This is a genomic window from Ignavibacteriales bacterium (assembly GCA_026390815.1).
Lineage (GTDB): Bacteria > Bacteroidota > Ignavibacteria > Ignavibacteriales > SURF-24 > JAPLFH01.
In genome coordinates this window covers 71516-95897 of sequence record JAPLFH010000055.1, presented here as the reverse complement: position 1 = coordinate 95897, position 24382 = coordinate 71516, and the positions used below count along the sequence as shown (strand labels likewise).

The following is a 24382-nucleotide window of genomic DNA, read 5'->3' as shown; positions in this document are numbered from 1 at the left end:
TGCCAGAAGATTGATTTATAAAAATTAAGATACTAAATTCAATTCCAGATATAATCAAATTTTTATTCTGTTCTTAATAATAATTAAATAATAGTGGAGAGCCTTACAAACTCCATACAAAGTCCATACATTTTGTAATAGCAAGTCAGCAGGAATCTTTGAGTGTGAAGAATAAAAAAGCCCTAAAATTCAATATTTTAAGGCTTTTATAGAGCTGGCTATGGGACTCGAACCCGCGACCTGCTGATTACAAATAAACGGGGAAACCTGCTTTTTAACCTGAAATAAAAGCAATTTTATTTTATAGGTACACTTTCGGGTACTGATTCGGGAGTTTTTTATATGTATCTAATCAAAAATAAGCTTTCCCCTTATTACCAGGTTATCTATTTGAACGGTGAAAAAAGAACTAAGATTTCCACAAAAGCAATTTATAAAAATGATGCTTTAAAATTCCTCAATGAATTTGAGAATAAGATCACTAAAAAAAAGTTGAAACCAGTAATTCATCTAAAAACATTTCAAGATGAATATGTAGAGTCTATTTCAATGGTAAAAAGTAAGGCTTATATTCGGTCTATCAAGCTATCATTAAAAATGTTAATTGATTTTATTGGAAATATTGAACTACAAAAAATTGATAAAAGAATAATAGAGAAATTTATTTCAATCACTTTTCAAAGATCGGAAAGCGGAGCTTCATTATATTATCGTACATTGAAAGCAGCGTTTAATAATGCTGAATGCTGGGGATATATAGAATACAATCCATTCAAGAAATTTAAACCACCAAAAGCAAAAAGAAATTTGCCAACGTTCTTAACGGAAGATGAATTTAATTTATTCATTTCGTTTGTTGATAATCCTCTCTTGAAAGATTTTTACACCTTGCTTTTTTATACTGGATTAAGATGTGGCGAAGCTATTAACCTTCAGCTCTCCGATATCGATTTGACTAATCGGATTTTACATATTCGGAATAAAGAAAACTTTTCCACCAAGTCCAGGAAAGAAAGAATCATTCCCTTGAATGAAATTATTTTTAGTATCTTTCTTAAAAAAATTCCTAAGATTCACCACCTTAATTTTAATCAATATGTTTTTTATAGGATATCTTCCGATGTTCCTTTAACTGTTGATTATGTATCAAAACAATTTAAGAAATGTGTTAGAATATCGGGACTAAATCCACAGCTACATTTACACAGTTTAAGGCATTCGTTTTGTTCAAACCTGGTTAATAAAAATGTTTCTCTTTTTACAGTTCAACAGCTTGCCGGTCATAGTTCTAGTAAAACAACTGAAATTTATTCCCATATGGTTAATAGTTCTTTACGGATCGCTGTTGATTTGCTAGGAAATAATTTATCAATCGATCAAAAAATAATGGAGGTCTAAAATGGAAACAATGAAAGAACTACCTTCAAAATTGGATTTTGTTGATAGCATAGAAATAAAGCTATCAATTTTAGAGGTTACAATTGAGGGAGTTATGAGTGTAATTAATCAAAGTGGAGCTAAAGATTCAAAAATAGCAAGCGGAGTATGGTTTGCATATAAGGAATTTAAAGAAACACTAGAGCAATATTTAACCAATTATAATAACTAAACTAAATTAAATGAGGCACAAAATGGAAAATAATATTTTACAAGGGGATAACTTAAATGTAGATTGTGAATTAAGAAAAACTTTAAACAGACAAAAAATTAAAAAAGATGAAAGTCTGTTAATTGTCCAGGGTAAAAACGGTCTTAAAGATTCTTTTTTTGAATCCGATTCAAAAGGAAAAATTATGGACATTAATGAAATTGATTCTTTAGAAAAAATTAAACCAGGTGATCTAGGCCAAATTTATTTTTATGAAGAACTCAGAAAAGTTACGGGTATTATTAACGTGTGGTGCTCTTTAGATATATTACCGGACTTGAACGATTATCTAAGGGGGGAATGTGATAATTTTACAAGAAGTGTATTTGAAGAAAAAATAATGAATTTTTCTGATTCAATGCAAGCTGTAATTGATAACCTTGAAAATCTTAAAGAAAGAATAGATAAGCTTTTATTGTTAGTCCTTGAGGAAATATAATTTATAAGGTTATGCCTATAATAGGTGAAATTAAGAAAAAGGCATAGGGAAACTACCTTAATACCTTAACAACTCTATTTTGGTAATAACTTATTGCTTTTTTAATGTAAATTACCAATTTTTACTTGTGGAGTTGTTAAGGTTTTTATAATCTTAATAGCATCTTAACAACTATCTTAAAAGCAGCAAGAAAATAAAAGGTGGTTAGGTGGATAATAATAAATATTTTGACGGTTTAACCGATAGCGATATAAAATATTTATATGGTTACCTGGACAAGGAAAAGATTGATCTGACATTTAATAAAGATTTCTTTGAAGATTTGATAGAAAGAATATCCCTTAAACTGAAAAATAGGAAAGATGGAAGAAAAGAATTTAATAATTCTAATCAAGCTGTTGGAAGGTTGTCTATCCCAATCATAGAACAAAATTCCTTTAATAATAATCCTAGTCAAATTAGAAAAAAGGATGCTACGCGTTACGATGGTTATTTGAGAATGATAAAAGAGTCCCTTCAAATTATTAAAAGAAATATTAGTAATAATGAACCAGAGGAGGTAATATCAGAAAATATAACTGATAATGATAACTTACTATTAGAACCTAAAGATGAATTAATAAATAAAGATAAAGTAGTATATAGAGGTTTATTAACAGAAAAATATAATGAATTAATAAAAGGATATGATTTAACAAATCAAGATCGAAAATATATAGCGAATGAGATGGTGCAAAAAATAATAAATGAGGGATATACAGAAATAGAAGGAAGTAAGTATACAGTTGTAAAAACATTAGTTAAATATATTAGTAGAGATAAAAACAATAAAAAAGCATTAAAAGAATTTGAGAGAAAAAGATAATTCCACTTAATCTCAGATAATCCTTTTACAATAATTTCTAATCCCAGATAATCCTTTCTAAATTTCTACCAGCAGTAATAAGGTGGGACTTTAGAATTGACATTTAATTTTTATAAAATATTTTTCCTTGCTGCTGATAAGTCCTCTGAAGTTTCCCACCACTTTGGAGGACTTTTTTTATTATGGTGGTTAAATGAACGGATATGATTTAGATAGTATTATTGAGTTTATAAAAGTTATTAAAACTGAAAAGCTGAAGGTTACTTTATTAGCAGCATTTCAGCAATATAATACTAATGTACTACCTGCCAAATCAAAGTCTTATCAAAGAAATATTAGTTCGGTACAAAAGTATTTTCAAAAATTTTTAATTCAAGATTTACCACTTCATTTTATTACTAAGCAGATAGCACAAAGATTTATTAATTCATTCTTTGAACGGGGGAAGGAATATCAAGGGCTTTTATGTTATAGGATTTTAAAAGCAATCTTCAATCAGTTTATTGAATGGGACTTGATTTTGAAAAATCCATTTTGTTTTAAACAACCAAAAGCAAAAAGAAATCTGCCAACGTTCTTAACTGAAGATGAATTTAATTTATTCATTTCGTTTGTTGATAATTTTCTCTTGAAAGATTTTTACACCTTGCTTTTTTATACTGGATTAAGATGTGGCGAAGCTACTAACCTTCAGCTCTCCGATATAGATTTGACTAATAGAATTATACACATTCGGAACAAAGAAAACTATTCCACCAAGTCCAAGAAAGAAAGAATCATTCCCTTGAATGATTTTGCTTTCAATATTCTGGTTAAAAGAATTCCTAAGATTCACCACCTTAATTTTAATCAATTTGTTTTTTATAGGATAGCTTCAGATGTTCCTTTAACTGTTGATTATGTATCAAAACAATTTAAGAAATGTGTTAGAATATCGGGACTAAATCCACAGCTACACCTTCACAGCTTGCGTCATTCGTTTTGTTCAAACCTGGTTAATAAAAATGTTTCTCTTTTTGTAATTGGGAAGCTTGCCGGTCATTCTTCAGCCAAAACAACTGAAATTTATTCTCATCTGGTTAATAGTTCTTTGCGGATCGCTGTTGATTTGCTGGGTAATAATTCATCAATCAATCAAAAAATAATGGAGGTCTAAAATGGCTAGATATAGTTTAGAAATATTGGGTAAAGATTTGAAAGAGGCTAGCATAGAAGCATTAAACAGGGCTGCTACAACTGCAGTAAGTAAAATGTCATCCAAGATTAGAGAACATTTTAGTTTTACTAAGACAAAACTTGATGAGCATTTTGAAATAGTATCAAAGGCGGTTGATGGAAAACCGTTTGTTATTGTCAAAATAAAGGGTGGAGGATCTGGTTTGATTCATTTTAAGGCTGAGCAGTTTGGTAAACCAGGCAGAACTAAGAAGGGCAAGACTGGTAAAGCAAGCTCAGGTGTTAAAGCTACAGTTGTTAGAGGAAAGAGGCAATTATTCAGATCACCTGAGCGTGCTTCGTTTATTCAACAAGTAAAAGGTAATGAGCAGGTTTTTATCCGAACCAGTGAAAAGAATGCAGCAGGCAAAGAACGAATTGCAAAATTATTTGGATTAAGCGTTATAAGTCTTATTGGTGCAAAAAGCGGAGAGAACATCGCAAGGAAAACACTAGAAGATACTTTTATAAAAGCATTTGAGAAAAGATTCGCTGATAATATTAAGCGGAAATTTAAATATTAAATAAAAAATAATGTGAGGTCTTAAAATGGAAAAACTAAACTATAATGAAATTGTAAATTCTTTATATAGCTTTTGTCCTCAAATGGAAATAGTGTTGAAGGATATTTCATCAAAAATCAATAATGAAAATATCGAATTGATAGATCGGGTATTTCTTAAAACTGTTTTTGAAATAGTTGAAATGACTAGGGAAGCGTTGCAACATAAAATGGAAACTGCTATTGAAGTAGGTCAAATGACTACTGAAGAAAAAATAAAATACTTGATAAATGTATAATCAGATAGAAGAAATAAAATATAGGTTGACTTTCCTTTATTTGTTAGATCGGTTAGGTATTAAAATCCATACGGGAAATTTTATATTTAGTATCTATAAAACAGAAAAGACACCTTCATTAAAAATTTATCCTAGTTCAAATTCCTTCTATTGTTATGCAACTAATAAGGGTGGGGATATTATAACTTTTTACGCGGATTATCATAACACAGATAAAAAACAAGCTATAAAAGAACTTGCTTCAATTTGTGGTATAAATTCAGATCAAAATATTATCCATACAAAAAATGATTTTAAAAAAGTACCTGAAGCAAAAGAAAATTATAAACTCTTGAAAAGTGAAAAAGAGTTTTTTGAAGAAAGGGCTTCAATACTTGAATGTGAAAATCAGATTAGTAGAAATGATTCTGAAGTTTTGGCAATACGTGAAATACTTCAGAAAAGAAAAGAGATCCAAAAAAAAGTCTTTACAGCGATTTTTAATTTTTCTAATACTATTGGATTTGAAGAAAGAGCGCATAAATATTTAACATCAAAGGAACGCGGTTTAAATGAAGCAAGCATTAAACATTTTAAATTATTTACAATCCATAGTGTAAAGGAACTGATAGAATATTTAAAAAATAATTTCAGTAGAGATGAAATTATTATTTCCGGTCTTTTCTCTAAAAAGTATTTCCTATTTACAAAGCATAGAATAATTATCCCATACATAGAGAATAATGAAATAGTTTATTTAAGAGGACGTTATTTTTTTGAAGGGCAATCAAAACCGGAAAAGATAGGGAAATATATAGGTTGTAATAATTGGAGTTTAGCACTAACACCAAAACGATTTTATAATATTGATCTACTTTCTTCAATAAAACCTTTTGAATCTTTAGTTATAACTGAGGGTGAATTCGATTGTATTATTTCACAGCAAAATAAAATCAATTCAATAGCTATAGCAGGCGTTTCTAACTTTCCTAAAAATCAGATTGATTTATTAAAGAACTATGATTTGTACTTAGCATTAGATAATGACGAAGCTGGAAATAAAGCATTAGAAGAAATTTCTTCTTTACTCAATAAACCAGTAAAAGCAATAAAATTAAAAATCCATAAAGATTTAACGGAGTTATTCAGTGGGAAAAATTGAAGATATGCTTTCAAGTGATAAAGTTAATATAGAAAAATTGAATCAATCGAAAGATTCTGAAATTAGATTTGATATTAACAAATTACATTCATCTAACTTTAAAAGAATGGTGGAATATCTTGATTCAATTTCTATCAGTCCAACGGAGTATTTATTAGCAGGCACTTTAGCAGCATTAAGCGGAGCTGTTGGCAAAAATGTTTTTTTTGATATTACTAAATCAATAAGAGTTTATTTAAATACGTGGGTTATATTAATTGGCAAATCCACAATAATGAAAAAGACCACTGCAATAAATTATTGTAAAGAGGAACTGCAGAGAATTGAAAATAAATCTTATTCAGATTTTAAGAAAAGATTTGATGAATATGAAAAAGAAATTTCCGATTTGAAGGAAAATAAAAAGAAGATCACCATTCCAAAACCTACTAGGGAATATAATTTAATACCTCAAGATGCAACTATTGAAAGTTTGTGTAATATTTTATCGGTTTCTAAAAGAGGTCTTTTAATACATAGTGAATTCGGTTCATTCCTTAGTCAATTTAATAAAAGTTATAATGCGGATGGAAAACAATTTTTTACAAATTTATTTGATGTTCCTGAATGGTATGAAGTAAGCAGAGTTACAAAAGAAAATACAATTTTAGAACGGCCTTATCTTTCAATATTAGCAGCAAGCACAATCGATTGGGTACAAGAGTTTAGTAGTGAAACCGATTTAAGAAGCGGTTTCTTTGCAAGGTTTCTTTATGTAATAAGGAATATACCAGATAAAGAATATATTCCACTTTTAAAGTTAAAGGAACTTACTAAACGATCGGAAAATTATATTGACACCAGGGGAATATTTGATTTCCTGGTTAATATATCTGAAGAAAAACCTCTTGAAATTTCTAAGGATGCTGCTGAAATATTTATTTTATATGACATTCAAAGTTATAAAGAACTATTAAATTCGGATAATGAAAACGAAGTTTCCTTTAAGGCAAGATTGCTTATTCACACGTTAAAATTTGCCGGTCTTATTGCATTATCTGATAAGAGTTTTACAATTTCAAAAGATAATGTTCAAGATGCGATTAATCTAAGTGAGTGCCTTTTCAAACCAAATATAGAAAAGCTTTTAAATAGTGAATTAAAGCAAGATGAATTCACTAGGAAACAAGATCACGTTATAAGAATAATCAAAAATAGAAGTGGCCAATTAAGCAGATCGGACTTATTAAATAATGCGGGTTACAAAGCAAAAGAATTAGATGAAATAATTTCTAATCTTATTCAGAAAGAAAAGATTGAAGAAACATATTTGGAAAACCCTAAGAACAAAAAGAAAGCTAAGTGTTATAGGCTTAAGGTAGTACATTAAATATAACTCAATACTTTTCTATGCTTCAATAACGAAAACCTTTCTTAGTTCCTCTAATAAAGAAATTCAAGTGTTATTTTAATCAATCCATTCCTTTTATCTTACAATCAATTTTTCTTTTCTAAAATTAGTTTAGTTGTTAAGGTATTAAGGTATTATTAAGATTGTTATTACCTTAACAACTGTTCATCTAATTCCTTTGTTTTTCTTATATATTATTATTATATAATTATTATTAATAGATATTAAGGTGTTAAGGTACTCCTAAGAGTATCTATTAACGGGGCTGTTAGACTCCCAAAACTTGACCCTTTTTTATTAGAATTTAGTCCTATTTCGTTTCGCTATCTTGAAAATATTAATTGACTTAGTGGAATTTTAAAATTATCTTGCGGGTGAAAAGTATAAAATAATCTTTAGCAGCAAAAAAAATATGTGAATTGAAAAAGCCGGTTAAAATTTTAGGGTTAAGATTATCCCTATACTTTTCATTTAACTGGCTTTTTCCTTTTAAAGAATCAGTTCTTTTAAAGTGGGTACAAAAGTAGGTACTAAATTATAATGATTAGCAGGTCAACTATAAAATGCTACAAAATAAAAAGCCTCAAAACAGATTGTTTTAAGACTTTTATAGAGCTGGCTATGGGACTCGAACCCGCGACCTGCTGATTACAAATCAGCTGCTCTACCAACTGAGCTAAGCCAGCATTTTCGGGAAGAAAATTTACCATTTTTTCTAACGCTAAGCAAATTTTACAAATAAGAATTGCTCCAAAAATATTTTGGTTGAATTTTTAATAAAATTACTTATTCTAATTGGACTTCGGTTTAATTCATTTTATTTTTGATGGAGTTAAATTAAGCTGTATTCTAAATTAGTTTAAGGATCTACTGGTAAATGTTAACAAATAATGAAATGAAATATTATCAATCGCTTCTTCAAAAAAAGAAAAGGAGAGAAGAAAATAAATTTATCGTTGAAGGAAAAAGAATTATAGAGGAAGGTCTTCAAAGCAACAACAATTGTGAAATTATATTTTTGTCAAGTGCGATTGTTGGAAACAGTCAGTCAATATATGAAGAATTACTTCAGACTAAAGTTAGATTGGAAATATTGAAAAACCAGGACTTTGAAAAACTTAGTGAAACCCAACATCCGCAAGGTATAGCTGCAGTTTTCAACAAAAAAAATATTGATCAAAAATCGTTTGGACATTCAGAATTAATTATAGCGCTTGAAAATGTTTCTGATCCAGGTAATGCTGGAACTATACTCCGTAACTGCGATTGGTTTGGTATCAAGGAAGTAATTATTGGTGAGAATTGCGTTGAATTATATAATCCAAAAGTTCTGCGTGCCAGTATGGGATCAATATTCCATTTAGAGATTTCCGAAGTGAATAATTTAATTTTAACTTTGCGGGAGTTGAAACAAAAAGGTTATTCAATTCTTTGTGCGGATATGAAAGGAAAAAATATTTTCGAATTTCAGTTGGACAAAAAGAGTATTATTATTTTTTCGAATGAGGCAGATGGTCCCTCGTTGGAAATTCAAAATCTGATTGATGATAAAATTACAATCCCAAGGATCGGCAAAGCAGAATCTTTAAACGTTGCAAGTGCTTCGGCAGTATTACTTGCAGAGCTTACAAAACGATATCATTAAAATCGAATTACAGAATTCCGGAACCGTGGAATAATCCTTTGTTTCAAGAATATCTTTTCACTATTACATCATTCCTTTTTATTTCAGAAAAACTAATTTCTTTGCATCTGTAAAAATCTTACCGGATGATGCGGCGGTCAATCTATATAAATAAATTCCACTGCTAACATCACCACCGTAATTATCTTTTCCATTCCAGGTAACTTGGTATTTGCCAACATTCTGGTTTGCATCAACTAAATTTTTAATTTCCTCACCAACCAGATTGTAAATCTTCAACGTTACATTCGATGGCTGTTTTATCATATAAGAAATGTTTGTTACTGGATTGAATGGATTTGGATAATTCTGTTCAAGCGCAAAGTTTTTAATTGTTACATCGCGCTGATCATCAACATCATTTAAAATATCTGTTTCCGGAGTTGGAAGTTGTACACTTGTGTAAATGTGGAATTCTCCCGGTTGAAGCGAAATAGTAGCTTGCGGATCAGAAACATTTACGCTTGCACCACTAAAATAATCGTACCAGTTTCCTGTACTCTGGAATGACGGATTAATACTCCTGTTTATTACATCAAAATTACCTATCACCGTTACATTCATTGATGAATTATTTATATGAATACTCTTAACCGCACCACCGAATGAAGTAAAATAATTCGAGGAGCGGAATGCTTCATTATCGCGGAGCTTAATTAATGCTTCCATTACTTTGTAAAGTTTCTGTCGCCTAGGTTGGATTTGATAATCCCACCTAATTGGTTTATTGCCAACGCGTCCATTGTAATCGATTGAATAATCATAGCCAAGCTCTTCAAACTGCCAGATCATTTTTGGACCAGGAATTGTTAAAAAGAAAGCCGCATTTAATTTAATTCTGTTAAGCGCCTGGCTGGTATCTTTAATTGTATAACTTCCATTTATGTTTCCGAATTTTATATTTTTGAACATTAATCTTTCCTCATCGTGGCTTTCCATATAAGTAACCAAACCCGGCTTTTGAAAACTTCGTGCTTTATAAGAGCCCCAAGTGAAATCCGATTTATTACCATCATTGTATCCCATGGATGCTTCACTGTAATTATAATTTGAATTTCCCCAAACCATCATTCCATAATTTGTAAGTTCAATCTCTTCACTGTTATCTGCAAAATGCTCCAGGATTACATAAGCCTTAGAATCGACCTGCCAGATTTTATCTGCCATTCTTTTAAGAATAGCAATCCTGCTATTATCTCTTGCTGAACCATCACCCGGAGTATTTGTAAATCCTTTTGTAAAATCAAACCTATACCCATCTACTTTATATTCATTAAGCCAAAAAGAAGTTACACGATCAACATAATACTGTGTAGCTGTACTTTGATGATTAAAATCAGAACCCCAACTGTAAACCGGATTTGGTGATACCTGATTGAACCAAGGATTATTTGCCGCAGGACGATTCAGTTGTGCATTCCAATATAATCTTACAAGTGGATTTAATCCGTAAGTATGATTTAATACAACATCCAGAATTACTGCAATTCCATTTTGATGAGCTGCATCTATAAATGCTTTCAAATCATTTTTTGGTCCATAATATTTATCCGGCGCCATATGCATCATCGAATTATAACCCCAGCTTTCATTTCCTTCAAACTCACTTACAGGCATTAATTCAATAGCATTTATTCCAAGCCGCTTAAGATAGCTGAGAGTATCCTTTAAAGTTTTATAATCGTGTGTTGCCACAAAATCACGCAGAAGCAATTCATAAACAACGAGATCAGTATTTTCCGGACGTGTGTAATTTGTTACCTGCCATTGATACGGTGCTTGAGCAGTTTGAAGCACGCCAACAATTCCTTCAGTCTTTCCTACGATTGGATATGGTTTCAAATTTGGATATGTAGAAGATAAAATATATTGATCGTTCCAGGGGTCAAGAATTTTTTCCGAATAAGGGTCCTGAATTTTTATTTCACCATCAACATAATATTGAAACGCATATTCCTGCTGTGGAGTTAGATTATTAATGGTAATCCAATAGCGCGAATGATCCGGAGTCATATTCATATAGTAGGATGGTTCAATCTGCCAATCATTAAAATCGCCGATGATATAAACGAACTTCTTGTTTGGAGCATACAAAGAAAGTGTAACTGATGTGTTACTTATATAATTAATTCCATCTACAATTCCTGCAGGTAAAGCTTGAATTGGAACCAGTGGATTTACAACATAATAAAAAGAATCAGCTTTAGTTTCTCCACCATTATCCTGGGCAACTATTTTAATCCATTTCTTACCATACTCATTTGCAATGATGTTGTAGGAGAGCGTATCATCAATTGTTTGATTAATTAAAGAATTATCTAAGTACAAATAGATATTAGTTGAGTTGCTTCCAACGGCTTTCACTGTGATAGTGTCGTTCAAATCAGCAAAGAACGGAAAACTCTGAGGAGAAAGAATTGTAAGATTAAGACCAGGTTCGTAAATAGTTGCGTAAATATTTTCGGTTTGCTTTGTTGCATCAGCACTGCGGAAAACGAAATTAAGCTGCAATATTTTTTCAGTAGGACTAGTAACGTTATAAAACTTCCTCGGCTTGCCAATTACCAATTCGTATAAGTCGGTACCAATTCTTTTTAATTTTGGTTGTACGCTATTAACGCCCCAATTACCAATTACGTGCTGCCAATCATCCACAGTTGTTTTAACACCGGTATGGGTATAAAGATCACCTGTATATCCAACAAGAGATTTATTTGTTGCCAGTTTTATATTTACCGTAATTACAATTGAATCATTTTCTGTAGCAAAAGCTGGAGTTAAAGTAACAACTTGTGCTGATGCTAAAACAGGAATCAACAATAAAAACATAGAAATTATTTTCAATTTCATAAACAACTCTTTTAAATGTGGAGGTGAATTATATAGATTTATTTCAGTAAAATCATCTTATTTGTTTTTACTAAAATATTTCCACTTGAATTATTGACTGATAACTTATAAAAATAAATCCCGCTTTGTAATCCAGCCGAATGGTAGGTTGCGTTAAATTTAACAGAATGGATTCCGGCGGTTTGTAATTCATTAACAAGATTTTTTATTTCTCTTCCAAGTTGATCAAAAACTGTTAAAGTAACAAATCCAGGTTCAGGAATTGAATAATGTATTGTAGTGGATGGATTAAAAGGATTTGGATAATTCTTTAAAAGAAATAGTTCAGGGACCGATTCATTCCCGATCCGCTTTACATCAGTTTGCTTGTCATCAATTAGTGCTGTCCAAATGCTTAATTTGATTCCATCCATTCTCATCCAGATTGGATAAACTTTTCCATCATATGCTGCAATATTTGTATAATCCCCAAAGAATATATTTGAAACTGGAGTAAAGGAACTGCTGCTAATTTTTGTTTCTGTAAATGTATCTCCACCATCAATTGATTTTGCCATATATACATCAGTTGCATTATCGGTAGTGTTTCTTCTATCATAATAAACGATATAAAGATAGCCGGTTTTAGGATCAACGGTTGCCCAAGTAAAAAATTGATGTCTATTAGTTTTGTCTCCATTTACTTTTTTTACATCACTCCAGGTCTTTCCGCCATCTGTTGATTTTATTAGAAAAATATCTGTGTCCTTGTACCGGCTTCTTTGATCTGACCAGTTTATATAAATATTTCCTTTGTAAGGAGAATTGCTAATATCGCATATTGTTACTGGTAAACCGTTACATCGATTAATACCCGGTACATCAAAAGCCCAGCCGCCAGGTTGATTGGATACAAAAATATCTTTACCAAAACTTTGTCCACCATCAGTTGATTTATCAAACATAATTCCAAGCGGACCCGCCCAGCTTAAATAAACCTCGCCGTTAGGACCAACTGCAGGAACAGCACCTTCATCGGTATTATTGCCGTCAAAGCAATCACCACTTCTGTCGCTTACGATAGTTGGTTGAGACCAGCTTAAACCTTGATCAGAAGAATATGAAAATAAAATTCTTGAACTATCGCGCGGATCGGGACTTCCGTATTCATCAAACTCTGTCCAAGCCATATAAAGATTACCGCGGTAGATTGAGTTTGTATGATCCGCAATCAACCATTCCTTATCCTGTTCTTTCCGCGGAGGACTGTAACCAATTCCAACACCATTATCATATGTTGTTCCACCATCAGTTGATTTTTGAACAACAATTCTGTCTATCCAATAACCGTTTGTTTGCGGTGTAGATAAATGCCCAAAGTAAAGATTGCCATCAGGATCGAATGTAACACACGGATCACCCCACACTCCAAATGTAGAAGATAATCTTCCTTCCTGCCAGGTTAATCCACCATCCGTTGAATGATAGTTTAAATTTATATTTGCACCTGCTGCAAGATTTAGAGGATTTGTTGGATTGATTGCAATTGATACTTCTTCCGGTTCATTTGTCTTTATACTGTTTATTCTAACGTTTTGATATTGAGCCAGAAGAACATTGGCTGATATCAAGAAAATAAAAACAAAATATAATTTTCGATTTAAACACATATATACTTGAAATAATTTATTGATGGTAAAATTTTGAAGCTGGGAATTTAGATGTTTAATTAACTTCTCCTTTTCACCGATTCTTCCATTCTCCGATTCAATTAGAAATATTACTACTTTATTTTTAGCAAACACATAGAAGATTAAGTAATTTTTCTAAGGCAAACAATCACCTTATCTATCTCTTCTTTCGAATTGTAGAAATGCGGAGAAAACCTTACGATTCCTTCTCGTACTGCGGCGGTAATATTTTGTGCAAGAAGTTTATCAAATATATCTTTTGCCTTTACTGATTTGAAACTAACTATTGCTGATAAATTATTTCTACCAGCATTTTTTAGTAAAGGAGTAATTCCAATTTCCAGCAATGAGCTTAAAAAATAATCTGTGTTGTTAAGGATTGTTTCTTCAATATTTTTATATCCAAATGATTGAAGAAATTTGAGTGACGCATTAAGTGCATTTATTCCTACAACAGACAAAGTTCCGTTTTGGAACCGATCAGCATTTCTTTTTAGGACAAGCTTGTAATCCAATAAATTCCACGCATCTGCAACCGAAGTCCATCCAACATACTTTGGAGTAATTTTTTCTTGTAGTTCTTCGGTAATAAAGATAAATCCCAAGCCTTCTAAAGCCATCAACCACTTTTGAGTACCGTTGGCAAGAAAATCTATTTTGTACTTTTTTACATCGAGTGTAATTGCACCTAGTGCCTGGATTGAATCAACACAAAAAATTATTCCTTTATTACTGCAAAGCTCACCAATCTTTTCTAAATCAGCACGGTAACCGGAAAGAAACTGAACATAGCTGATAGAAATTAATTTTGTTTTTGCAGTAACTGCCGACTCAATATCCTCGTAGGTTACACAACCATCCCTGGATTTCACAAAATCAATTTCCACACCTTGCTGTTTAAGATTCAGGAACGGATAAATGTTAGAAGGAAATTCTACATCGTTAAGTAGAATCCTATCACCGGGATTCCAATCCAATCCCTGCGCTAAAATGTTTAATCCATTTGAAGTATTATCCACAAAAGCAATTCTATCGGATGAAGAATTAATTAATTCACTGATTCTGTTCTTTGTCTCTGTTACAAGTCCAAGATAATCCTGGAAGTTTTCAACATCGGTTTCGCTTCTAACGTGCAAATATTTATTTATTTGCTCAACTACAGGTGATGAAAGTGGACTTATAGCAGCGTGATTCATATAAATCCTGCCACTCTTCAGATATGGAAAATATTTCCGAGATTCTGAGATAAGCATCATAGTTATATTTATTTGTTTCTACCACCCCTTAATCCCCTCCTTACAAAGGAGGGGAATAAAGGTTTAAAATTAATCTTCTACTTTAGCACGCAGTGAGTCCCAGATCATATAAGCACAGATGAGTGCAAACATCATTAATGCAATTAACTCGGCAGCATGAGTTGCCTGCCATTCTTGTAGAACCCAATTAAAATCCCAGAAGCGAAGCATTGCGCTAACAACTCCCATCAAAGCACCACCAGCTATAAACCCGGAGGCTATTAATGTACCGCGTTCTCTTCTAGCGTTATTCAATTTTTCATCTTTACTTCTTGTAGAAACAAAATGAGAAATTAAACCACCAACCAAAAGCGGTGTGTTCAGTTCAAGGGGAATGTACATTCCAAGCGCAAAAGCAAGAGCAGGAACTTTAAGCATTGTTAGAACAAGTGCCATGAAAGCGCCAGCAATGTAAAGCATCCAGGGCGCTGGTTGTTGAGACATCAAAGGTTTGATTACAGCAGCCATAGCATTTGCTTGTGGAGCAATCAATGCTTTATCTCCGGTAAATCCATATGTTTGATTCAATACTAAAATCACCCAGCCAACTGTAGCAGATGCTACAACGGTTCCAAGAAATTTAAATGTTTCTTGCTTGTATGGAGATGAACCGAGCCAATAACCAACTTTTAAATCTGTGATAAATCCACCAGCCATTGATAGTGCTGTACATACTACTCCACCGATTATAAGCGCTGAAATCATACCAGCTTCGCCGGTTAAACCAACCGATACCAAAACAATGGATGAAAGAATTAATGTCATTAAAGTCATTCCAGAAACCGGGTTTGTTCCCACAATTGCAATTGCATTTGCCGCTACAGTTGTAAATAAGAAAGCAATTACAAGTACAATCGCCAATCCAACTAAAGCGTGGGTTACATTATGTACAACGCCAACCATGAAAAAGATATAAATTAAAACTGCTGTAAAAATTATACCGCCAACAATTATTTTCATTGGAAGATCCCGTTGAGTACGAACATTATTATTTCCTTCAAGCTTTCCACCAAAGATTTCTTTTATTGCAAGAGAAAACGCTGAAGAAACAATTTTGGATGAACGGATGATTCCGATTATTCCTGCCATTGCAATTCCACCAATACCAATGTGGCGAACATAGTTAGAAAAGATTTGCTCAGGAGTCATATCGTTAATCAGCAACTGAACATTTACACCAAGCGGTTGTGTTTGCCCGCCGCCAAGATATGCAAAAACAGGAATGAGCAGATACCAGGAAACAAACGAACCAGCAGCTATTATTGCAGTATATTTTAAACCAGTGATATATCCCAATCCCATAACAGCAGCACCAATGTTCATTCTAAAAACTAACTTGAAATTGTCGGCAAGTTTTTCTCCAACGGTAAGAACACGCGTTGTAAAAACTTCACTCCACCAACCGAAGGATGCAATAATAAAATCGTACAATCCACCTATAATACCACTGGCAACCAAAACCAACGCTTGCTTGCCTCCTTTTTCACCGGCAACTAAAACCTCTGTTGTAGCGGTTGCTTCCGGAAACGGAAATTTTCCGTGCATTTCCTGAACAAAATATTTTCTGAATGGAATTAAAAACAGAATCCCAAGAAATCCACCGAACAATGATGCAAGAAATATCTGGTAGAACTGTACTTGTAAATTTAAAATATATAATGCGGGAATTGTAAATATTGCTCCAGCAACAATTACTCCGGAAGCAGCTCCAATTGATTGGATAATTACATTTTCACCTAAAGCATTTTTCCTTTTAAACACTGTTGCTAAACCAACAGCAATAATTGCAATAGGAATTGCAGCTTCGAACACTTGCCCGATTTTTAATCCAAGATATGCGGCGGCGGCTGAAAAAACTGCTGCCATAACCAATCCCCAGGAAACACTCCAGACATTTATTTCCGGATAAACTTTATCAGGAAGCATAATTGGGATATAGTTTTCACCTGGTTTCAATTCTCTGTAAGCATTTTCCGGTAAGCCGGCGCTGTTGTTCGGCACTTGGGAATCACTCATTTATTATCTCCTTCAACATTTAATAAAAATGGAATTTCAAATTCTTGCTTATCCGCCTTTGGTGATTTGAAATAAATAATTCCAAAAGGCTTGGAGTCATTAGGAAAATAAAAGCCCGGCTTCGGAATAAAACAATCAATTGTTTTTTCTATAGTAGGATAAAGCTCAACTTTATTTGTCATTTCATTTTGAACTGGGAAGCTTATCGAATTTTTCAAGTAGGTTGATTCAACAATTTTCACTTTGGCATCCTGAAGAAAATCAACAAAAGCCGGAACGATAACAAGATTCAATTTTGTGCTATCAGCATTCTCAAATGTGTTTGCAATTTCTATGCTGCCATCGGGATAATCTAAACCATCCTTTTCAATTGCATTTCCCTTCTCATCAAAAATAAGCACAGAAAAATCTGTGTACTTATTAAAATCTTCTTTGCTCATTGAAATGGAGAACTTTTTTGATTCTTCATCCTTTCGAATAAAAAATGAATAAACGAATTTGTCACTATTGCTAAAGCTAACGGTAAATTCTTTTTGATAGCCCAATAGGTTTCCACTCAAATCATAATTTTTTATTTGGTTGAAATAATTAAAGACATTCATTTTACCAATTGTATGTTGGATAACTACGTTTTGATCCTCAGCTTTTACTCCACCAAACTCAACAGACAAATTATATGTTGACTGACCAGTTGCAAGAAAATGCCCGTGAACAACTAATTCATATACGCCAGGCTTCAGATCAGAATTATTATTAATAATAGAATTTTCTTCTTTATCAGCGTTCAGTGAAGGTGAAGTAAAAACATTTACACCATCTGGATTGAATAAACGATAAACAACGTTTGTGTAATTTGTTTTTTCTGAGCTAACTTTAATAGTAATTACACCTGCACCTGGAGGAACATTTAAGAAATATCTTTTATGTCTGCCAGGCATTAACTTTTCATTATTCCAGCTCATCATGTAATTGTTTGATGAATTGAATTCGTAAGGAATAACAACTGAAGCAATGCATTCAAATTCCGGGAATTTTGATTTATCATCTCTGTACGCTGTAATTTTACCGGTGTATAAACCGGGTTCTTTCATTTTATTTTTATCGAACTTAACATTAACTGTGGCATTCTGGGAATTTCTAATGTAGGTTTTCTTTTGAATCGGGATGAGCCAATCATTATTGCTTTCAAGGTTATAAATTCTGTAAAATTTTTCTTTAGCATCGGGATTTACTCTTGACACATTAAATCGAAAAACATCATTATCGCTAAGCGTTGAGCCATTTCTTATATAAAGATTTTGTGCTTTTCCCTTAGGCATATTTGGAGCGAAAGAACTTACTTTATAATCCTGAAATTTTTCATTTTCCTTATTCTTTAAAAACTTTTCTATCATTACAAAAGCATTTGGAGCATTGATGTAACCAGCACCCTGATCGAGAATATTATATCCATCCATTTTAGTTGCACCATATTTAATCGCTTTAAAAAGCAATTGTGATGGAATTTTTACATCAGGATATTTTTGTTTGGCTGCACTTAACATAAGCGATACAAGCCCAGCTGAATAAGGTGAAGCCATGCTTGTTCCCCACATTCTATCGCCGCCAGACCAATTAGTAACTGTTGAAGTAGCGGCACCGGGAGAACAAACATCCGGTTTTGCAACTTCGCCACCACGTGAACTAAAATGAAGAATAATATTTTCTTTTACTGAAGAACCATAGTCATCTCTTCCAACTTCCTCAGCTAAAACAGCTCCAGAGGATAAAACATATCTTGCAGATGCTGGTAAACCCGTAGTAGAAATACCTGGTCCATTATTTCCGTTAGAAACACAAACATATAAATACGGATTCTTCTTCAGTAAGTCATCGAGGAACAATTCCATCTCAGCATTCCCTTCTATTACTGAACCAACACCATAACTCATGCTAACAATACAAGGTTCTTTTCTTTCTTTGGAAATTTTATCGGCATAAAGATATGCTTTCTTCATACTTCCGGTTACAGTTGCACCACCGGAATTTGTATTATCCCCTAATTTAAGAGCAATTACTTTTGCACCAGGGGCAACTCCGTTTAAATTTTGAGAACCAATTTTGTAACCAGCAGCAATTCCAGCACAGTGAGAACCATGTCCACCATCATCAAAAAATACACTTATCAATTTTTTATCAGGGAATATGTTCACAGCAAAAGTTAAATAAGGAATCTGTTTGGGATTTAGAATTTGAAAAGTATCCTGATGTTCATTATAATTTCTTATAGGCTTCTCGTCGCTTAAATCGCCATCAGCATTTGAATCAAAGTAAGCAACCCAGTTAGTATCACCAGCAATAGCTGTTCGGAAAACAACTACAACAAAATTGTCATCTTCCTTTCCGTTTCCGTTTAAATCCTTAATGCCGGCATTAGAATTTCTAAACCGTTCTTCATTAAAGTTGCCGATGAAATATTTATTATCATCAGCTTTAAGTTCCAGTTTATTAATTCCTTTTACAGACAATTTCTGCTGCTCATCTTTTGCTACGGTAATTCCATTCTCCGTTTCAAGTTCAGCTTCGGTAAGTTTAACATCACCTTGTCCTGTAAAATCCCGTACATCAATAACCTTTGTTTCATTTGTGGAAGTTTTCTGTAAGCCTTCAATTCCCATATCAACGCCGGTATCCAAAATAAATATGATTGTTCCTCTTCCATCATAAGTTGGATTTGTTTTAAGAAAATCCTCTACACCAGTTGATTTTAAGGATAGAAATGTTTGTGAGGAATCCTGTGGAAATATTTGAATAGCAATTAGCAGAAAGAAAAAAAACACTATTCTATTCTTCATCTATTTATATCCTTCAATAATATTTTAATGTAATTTTGAAGTTGAAATTAAGCAAATATGCGCTGAAAGGAAAGAAGTAGATTGAATAATTGACTATTGTTTTAGGAAGTTATAATATTGAAAAGCTATTTGCTGGACTTTAGAATAACAAAACCAGGAATATAAAATGAAAACAGGTAAATGGTTCTTACTGCTACTACTTCTTTTATTATCAACTCAAAACTATTCACAAACAATAACTGAAAAGAAATTAATTGCAGATAATCCGGCAGAACGATTTGTTTCCTTTACTAATCAAACGTCATTAGGTTCCGCGCTGGATATGATTGATAAAATAATTCGCGAAGTGGAAAAGAGAAGAATTGTAAGCGAATTAAACAACAACACTCAAATTGGAATTGATATAAATAATATCGCTTACCGAAAAGCACTCTTAATGCTTTCTGAGAAAAATAACTTTGAGATTACAAAAACAGATAGTTCATACATCTTAACAGAAAAAAGAAACATTGAACCAATATCTGTACGTGAAGATTCTCTGGTTTTGAATGCAAAGCAAATAAAAGTTTCCGCTTTGATGTTTGAAGTGAACACCGGTGAATTGAAAGAGAGAGGAATTAACTGGCAGGCTATTTTTTCCAAGCACGGAATGGTTTTGGGTTCCGATTACCGCTCGATAACCCCAACACCAAAAAATTCTGGTGGGCCGGATTATAATCTAAGTCTCCAAATTGAAGGAACTATCGCCGATAAATTTTCTTATTTCACTAATGCAGTTCTAAAGGTACTGGAGGAAGAAAATCTTGGAAAGGTTGTTTCCAAACTATCCATAACTGTTAGGAATGGGCAGCCTGGTAAAATGCAGGTTGGTTCCGATTTTTCCATTAAGCAGCGAGATTTTGCTGGAAATGTAATGGATACTTTTTTTCCAACAGGAATTATAATAGAAGTTTATCCAAAAATTTACAGTCTGGATACTCTTGATTATGCACTTCTTAAATTAAATGTTGAAAGAAGTATTGCTTTTCCAGATCCACTAAGTACAGAAATTAAAAAAACCAATGCAACATCTGAAGTGATAATGTACAATGATGAAGAAGCAGTTGTTGGTAGTTTGCTTTATGAACAGAATGTAAAAATCCGCAACGGAATACCGGTTCTTAAGGATTTACCTTGGTGGGTGCTTGGAATTCGTTACCTGACCGGCTATGAAAAATACGAAACCATGCAACGCGAAATTATTCTGCTTATTAAAATAAATATCATTCCTTCTCTTATTGATAGACTAAGACCGGAAGACAAAAGTTCTAAATGAAGATAAACTGCTTATTCAGCAATAGAATAAATTTCAAATCTTTTGTAGTTGTAATACTGGTATCCTTCATAACAACTTTACCCGGCTGTAAACTATCCGATAAAGATTTGCTTGCACCTTCGGAAGAATATTCAGTACAAATTCCGGTAAGTATTGCAAAATGGTACGATGATCATAAAGCAGCAATGTCTCTTACTGAAGATCATGGTTGGTGGAATGCTGAAATAAATGCCACTGTTACAAAATTAATTTTGGATTATGGTCTAACGATGGATTTTGATTTGGTAACCTTTGAAGTTCAGGCAGATTCAATTCATTTAAATTATGTACGGAATAATTTGTTGCCCAAAGGATTTGGATTTTTTGGACACGGACATAAACACGATAATCATGACAAATTAAGTTATGAACAATCGTTAGCTTCATTTAAGAAATGTTATGAAAGTATGATAGAAATTGGAGTAAAACCTGTTGCATATGCTTATCCGGGCGGTTGGGGATTTTTTCTTAAAACACGAACTGCATTAAAAGATGCCGGATTTCTTTGTGGTAGAAGATTTGATGAACTGGATAATGTACTCGATCCATATATTATGCCAGACACTTCAACGCAGCCAGCAGATTGGTTTGCTCTTCCAAGTTTAACAATGCAGTCAGTAGATTTTCAGGGAAATGTAACGTGTGTTAATAACACTTCTGAGTTAATTGCATTTTTAGATGAAGCAGTTCAAAAAAGAGCATGGCTTATTTCAACTTATCATTTTATAGGAAACAAATCGGGATGGGGATATTATGAATTACCTGAATTTGAAAATGATTTAAGAGCTATAAAGTCCAGAGATATTTGGTGCACACATCTGGCTGATGTGGTTCTTTATTCACTTGAAAGGAAGAATGCAAATGCAATTGCAATGCTTGTTAATGATAAGTATGATTCTCCGGTAAAAATAAAAATATCTCTTGCAGATGGTTTGCCAAATGATTATTACAATCAACCATTAACTATTAAACTTGAAATACCAAACGAATGGATCGGCAAAGAAATAGTTTTACTTTCCGGCAAAAGCATTCAACAAATATTCAAATTTGAATCGAAGCAAATTCAGGTCTCCATTCTTCCAAATGATTTAAAAGATAATTACATTCTTCAGCTAAAATAATTTTTTTACAAAATATTATTAAATCACTTTACGCAAAATTGTAATTCTGAATGGAGTGAAGAATCCCGACACCTCGATTTCAAACTGGTTTGAGATATTTCGCTTCGCTAAATATGACAATTACAATTCTTAGCGTAAGGTGATTTATTAATACAAATTTCGGAGGATGTTGATTAGTTTTGTGCAGGATCAGCCAAGTTGGATATTTTAACAATAATGATTATAAAGCTGGAATTGTATTCTAATTGATTTTTATCATCTTACTATCTTTAATATAAGCCACAACTTCGGGGCTTTCCAGTTTAGACAGAGCCTCAACAAATTTTTTAATTCTATCTATGGATTCGTTTATAATGTAGAAATCGTCTTTCAGGTTTTCTTTTTTACTAACCTCAAGTTCCTGTTCCAAATTTTTCAAAGCCATTATTAAACTTCCTAATGGGTTGTTAATCTGATGACCAATAGTAGTTGCCATTTCAATAACAGCCCTGTTATGTTCAATCTTTGTTAATTCGCTTTGTAATTTATGGATTCGAACTCCTGATCTGATTCGTGCCAACAATTCCTGGTTTTCAACCGGTTTAACTAAAAATTCATCAGCTCCAATATCAAGACCGGTTACTCTATCCTTAAGTGAGGCTCTTGCGGTTAAAAGAATGTAATAGATTAATTTATATCTTTCGTCTTTCTTGATGATATTACAAAGTTCAATTCCATCAATACCCGGCATTGTCCAATCAGCAATAATTACTTTTGGAATAAACTCATTAAGTGCTTTTAAAGCATCTTCCCCGTTGTTTGCGGTTTTAACTTCGTAAGAATTTTTATTAAGAAGACGATCAAGGATATACCTGGTATCTTCTTCATCTTCAACTACTAATATTTTGTCTTTTTCTTCCAAAATGGTTTTTCTAAAAAATCATTAATCCATTTTTAGCATTTATTCTTAACAAAATATACGTAAATGAAAATTCAATTTCCTATGGATTTATATTTACCGACCACAGAAATTAGTTGTTAACAGTACTCTTTCTTTATAGAGCTACGAAGTTTACGAATAATTCCAGAATGCAATTGAGATATTCTGGAAACTGTTAGATTAAGAATTTGAGCTATTTCCTTATAATTCAAGTCCTCATAATAGTATAAGGTAAGAACAAGTTTTTCTCTTTTATCAAGTTCCGTAATGGCTTTAACCAATTCCTTTTTAAATTCATTTTTATTTAAAGTTTCATCTGGTAACTCTGTATCATTAGGAATAATGTCGCATAGCTGGAATCCTTCATCTCCATCAACAGAATTAGTTAATGACAGGTTTGTATAGACAATTTCATTTTCATCATTATTATTCCATCTTGGTTTTATTTGAACCTTTCTGATTTCGTCAATTATTTTCCCTTTGATCCTCTGAATGGCATATGTTTCAAATTTAGTCCCATAATCCGGATCAAACCGGTCAATTGCTTCGCTTAAACCTTCAATGCCAAATTGAAAATAATCTTTTTCATCAATAATATTTACCGGCTTAAACCTGGATTTACGAATAACATAGTGAACTAAATTTGTATAATTCATTATTATTTGTTTTTTAAGGTCAGATGTTGGTGTAACTTTAAAACTTGACCATAACATTGTATTATCCATTTTCTCCTTCCAAATTTTGTTTAATATTTTCAAAACCCATTTTCATAACACCCATCAGCAATGTTGAATAAATTCAGTAAGGTATGAGTCTTTACTTGTAACTTTTACCTTTTTTGTTCTAACATTTACCAGTTTTACCTAAAAATTGTTTTTGTTCAACATTAAATCACCTCAACTGGTAACTTATCAGACAAACATTGTACCAATATTAACCGGAAAGATTAAATTACTTTTCGGTTAATAGGTTGGAAGTATTTGGAGTTAAATTCGAATTGATCAAAAAATACTGGAATTAGGGATTCAGTTTTTATTTATGAAAAAATTCTGTTGACTAATATTGATCATGCCATCAAATACGATCACATTCCAATTTTAATTCAAGAATTTTAATTTGGAGTAGTCTAAAAATTTTCTA

19 protein-coding genes and 1 tRNA gene are annotated in these 24382 nt (G+C 32.4%); 12 read left to right on the top strand and 8 right to left on the bottom strand.

Annotation, left to right across the window (positions count from 1 at the left end; genetic code table 11):
- Nucleotides 1–342 precede the first annotated feature (342 nt).
- From NTX22_17020 to NTX22_16980, 9 genes are all read left to right on the top strand, one after another.
- The gene (locus NTX22_17020) at nucleotides 343–1398 is read left to right on the top strand and encodes a tyrosine-type recombinase/integrase (protein ID MCX6152230.1); all 1056 of its coding nucleotides are present in this window, start codon (nucleotides 343–345) and stop codon (nucleotides 1396–1398) included.
- Nucleotide 1399: 1 nt separating this feature from the next.
- Entirely contained in the window at nucleotides 1400–1609 is a 210-nt protein-coding gene (locus tag NTX22_17015; protein ID MCX6152229.1) for a hypothetical protein, read from the top strand.
- 22 nt (nucleotides 1610–1631) lie between these two features.
- Nucleotides 1632–2087 carry a hypothetical protein gene (locus tag NTX22_17010; GenBank protein MCX6152228.1) on the top strand — a complete coding sequence of 152 codons (456 nt, stop codon included), beginning with the start codon at nucleotides 1632–1634 and terminating at the stop codon, nucleotides 2085–2087.
- A gap of 208 nt (nucleotides 2088–2295) precedes the next feature.
- Nucleotides 2296–2952, top strand: coding sequence for a hypothetical protein (locus tag NTX22_17005; GenBank protein ID MCX6152227.1), 657 nt, complete (start codon nucleotides 2296–2298; stop codon nucleotides 2950–2952).
- Between the two features lie 193 nt (nucleotides 2953–3145).
- Nucleotides 3146–4108: a tyrosine-type recombinase/integrase gene (locus NTX22_17000; GenBank protein ID MCX6152226.1), complete on the top strand. Its 963-nt coding sequence runs from the start codon at nucleotides 3146–3148 to the stop codon at nucleotides 4106–4108.
- A 1-nt stretch (nucleotide 4109) separates the two neighbouring features.
- Complete coding sequence (locus NTX22_16995) at nucleotides 4110–4691, top strand: phage tail protein (protein MCX6152225.1); 582 nt, start codon at nucleotides 4110–4112, stop codon at nucleotides 4689–4691.
- 25 nt (nucleotides 4692–4716) lie between these two features.
- Nucleotides 4717–4968, top strand: a complete 252-nt coding sequence (locus tag NTX22_16990) for a hypothetical protein (protein ID MCX6152224.1) — start codon at nucleotides 4717–4719, stop codon at nucleotides 4966–4968.
- The gene (locus NTX22_16985) at nucleotides 4961–6109 is read left to right on the top strand and encodes a toprim domain-containing protein (protein MCX6152223.1); all 1149 of its coding nucleotides are present in this window, start codon (nucleotides 4961–4963) and stop codon (nucleotides 6107–6109) included. The genes NTX22_16990 and NTX22_16985 overlap by 8 nt, the downstream gene beginning before the upstream one ends.
- Nucleotides 6110–6218: 109 nt before the next feature.
- Nucleotides 6219–7478, top strand: coding sequence for a DUF3987 domain-containing protein (locus NTX22_16980; protein ID MCX6152222.1), 1260 nt, complete (start codon nucleotides 6219–6221; stop codon nucleotides 7476–7478).
- Nucleotides 7479–8112: 634 nt separating this feature from the next.
- On the opposite strand, the gene NTX22_16975 is transcribed toward NTX22_16980, so the two are convergent.
- Nucleotides 8113–8185: transfer RNA gene (locus tag NTX22_16975), tRNA-Thr, on the bottom strand.
- A 191-nt stretch (nucleotides 8186–8376) separates the two neighbouring features.
- Here NTX22_16975 and NTX22_16970 point away from each other — a divergent pair.
- Nucleotides 8377–9144 carry an RNA methyltransferase gene (locus NTX22_16970; protein ID MCX6152221.1) on the top strand — a complete coding sequence of 256 codons (768 nt, stop codon included), beginning with the start codon at nucleotides 8377–8379 and terminating at the stop codon, nucleotides 9142–9144.
- Between the two features lie 78 nt (nucleotides 9145–9222).
- Here the strand turns inward: NTX22_16970 and NTX22_16965 are convergent, their stop codons facing one another.
- The 5 genes from NTX22_16965 to NTX22_16945 form a co-directional block, all read right to left on the bottom strand.
- Nucleotides 9223–12033, bottom strand: coding sequence for an alpha-amylase family glycosyl hydrolase (locus NTX22_16965; GenBank protein MCX6152220.1), 2811 nt, complete (start codon nucleotides 12031–12033; stop codon nucleotides 9223–9225).
- 38 nt (nucleotides 12034–12071) lie between these two features.
- Entirely contained in the window at nucleotides 12072–13682 is a 1611-nt protein-coding gene (locus NTX22_16960) for a T9SS type A sorting domain-containing protein (GenBank protein MCX6152219.1), read from the bottom strand.
- A gap of 143 nt (nucleotides 13683–13825) precedes the next feature.
- A complete protein-coding gene (locus NTX22_16955; GenBank protein MCX6152218.1) occupies nucleotides 13826–14899 on the bottom strand; it encodes an aminotransferase class V-fold PLP-dependent enzyme in 1074 nt (357 codons plus the stop codon).
- Between the two features lie 129 nt (nucleotides 14900–15028).
- Nucleotides 15029–17014, bottom strand: a complete 1986-nt coding sequence (locus NTX22_16950) for an oligopeptide transporter, OPT family (protein ID MCX6152217.1) — start codon at nucleotides 17012–17014, stop codon at nucleotides 15029–15031.
- The gene (locus NTX22_16945; protein ID MCX6152216.1) at nucleotides 17011–19848 is read right to left on the bottom strand and encodes a S8 family serine peptidase; all 2838 of its coding nucleotides are present in this window, start codon (nucleotides 19846–19848) and stop codon (nucleotides 17011–17013) included. Before NTX22_16945 ends, NTX22_16950 begins: the two co-directional genes overlap by 4 nt.
- A gap of 166 nt (nucleotides 19849–20014) precedes the next feature.
- Between NTX22_16945 and NTX22_16940 the strand changes: the two genes are divergently transcribed.
- Together NTX22_16940 and NTX22_16935 are read left to right on the top strand one after the other, a co-directional pair.
- On the top strand, nucleotides 20015–21163 hold the full coding sequence (locus tag NTX22_16940) for a hypothetical protein (protein MCX6152215.1): 1149 nt from the start codon (nucleotides 20015–20017) through the stop codon (nucleotides 21161–21163).
- Nucleotides 21160–22323, top strand: coding sequence for a hypothetical protein (locus tag NTX22_16935; protein ID MCX6152214.1), 1164 nt, complete (start codon nucleotides 21160–21162; stop codon nucleotides 22321–22323). The genes NTX22_16940 and NTX22_16935 overlap by 4 nt, the downstream gene beginning before the upstream one ends.
- A 241-nt stretch (nucleotides 22324–22564) precedes the next feature.
- On the opposite strand, the gene NTX22_16930 is transcribed toward NTX22_16935, so the two are convergent.
- Both NTX22_16930 and NTX22_16925 read right to left on the bottom strand, forming a co-directional pair.
- Entirely contained in the window at nucleotides 22565–23224 is a 660-nt protein-coding gene (locus NTX22_16930; GenBank protein ID MCX6152213.1) for a response regulator, read from the bottom strand.
- Nucleotides 23225–23340: 116 nt separating this feature from the next.
- Nucleotides 23341–23967 carry a sigma-70 family RNA polymerase sigma factor gene (locus NTX22_16925; GenBank protein MCX6152212.1) on the bottom strand — a complete coding sequence of 209 codons (627 nt, stop codon included), beginning with the start codon at nucleotides 23965–23967 and terminating at the stop codon, nucleotides 23341–23343.
- Nucleotides 23968–24382 lie beyond the last annotated feature (415 nt).

Bases quoted from the DNA above. Each gene is read 5' to 3' on its own strand.
- NTX22_17020 (MCX6152230.1), top strand. From the start codon at position 343: ATGTATCTAATCAAAAATAAGCTTTCCCCTTATTACCAGGTTATCTAT.
- NTX22_16945 (MCX6152216.1), bottom strand. From the start codon at position 19,848: ATGAAGAATAGAATAGTGTTTTTTTTCTTTCTGCTAATTGCTATTCAA.
- NTX22_16995 (MCX6152225.1), top strand. From the start codon at position 4,110: ATGGCTAGATATAGTTTAGAAATATTGGGTAAAGATTTGAAAGAGGCT.
- NTX22_17000 (MCX6152226.1), top strand. From the start codon at position 3,146: ATGAACGGATATGATTTAGATAGTATTATTGAGTTTATAAAAGTTATT.
- NTX22_16950 (MCX6152217.1), bottom strand. From the start codon at position 17,014: ATGAGTGATTCCCAAGTGCCGAACAACAGCGCCGGCTTACCGGAAAAT.
- NTX22_16960 (MCX6152219.1), bottom strand. From the start codon at position 13,682: ATGTGTTTAAATCGAAAATTATATTTTGTTTTTATTTTCTTGATATCA.
- NTX22_16965 (MCX6152220.1), bottom strand. From the start codon at position 12,033: ATGAAATTGAAAATAATTTCTATGTTTTTATTGTTGATTCCTGTTTTA.
- NTX22_16990 (MCX6152224.1), top strand. From the start codon at position 4,717: ATGGAAAAACTAAACTATAATGAAATTGTAAATTCTTTATATAGCTTT.
- NTX22_17015 (MCX6152229.1), top strand. From the start codon at position 1,400: ATGGAAACAATGAAAGAACTACCTTCAAAATTGGATTTTGTTGATAGC.
- NTX22_16925 (MCX6152212.1), bottom strand. From the start codon at position 23,967: ATGGATAATACAATGTTATGGTCAAGTTTTAAAGTTACACCAACATCT.
- NTX22_17010 (MCX6152228.1), top strand. From the start codon at position 1,632: ATGGAAAATAATATTTTACAAGGGGATAACTTAAATGTAGATTGTGAA.
- NTX22_16935 (MCX6152214.1), top strand. From the start codon at position 21,160: ATGAAGATAAACTGCTTATTCAGCAATAGAATAAATTTCAAATCTTTT.
- NTX22_16985 (MCX6152223.1), top strand. From the start codon at position 4,961: ATGTATAATCAGATAGAAGAAATAAAATATAGGTTGACTTTCCTTTAT.
- NTX22_16940 (MCX6152215.1), top strand. From the start codon at position 20,015: ATGAAAACAGGTAAATGGTTCTTACTGCTACTACTTCTTTTATTATCA.
- NTX22_16955 (MCX6152218.1), bottom strand. From the start codon at position 14,899: ATGAATCACGCTGCTATAAGTCCACTTTCATCACCTGTAGTTGAGCAA.
- NTX22_16970 (MCX6152221.1), top strand. From the start codon at position 8,377: ATGTTAACAAATAATGAAATGAAATATTATCAATCGCTTCTTCAAAAA.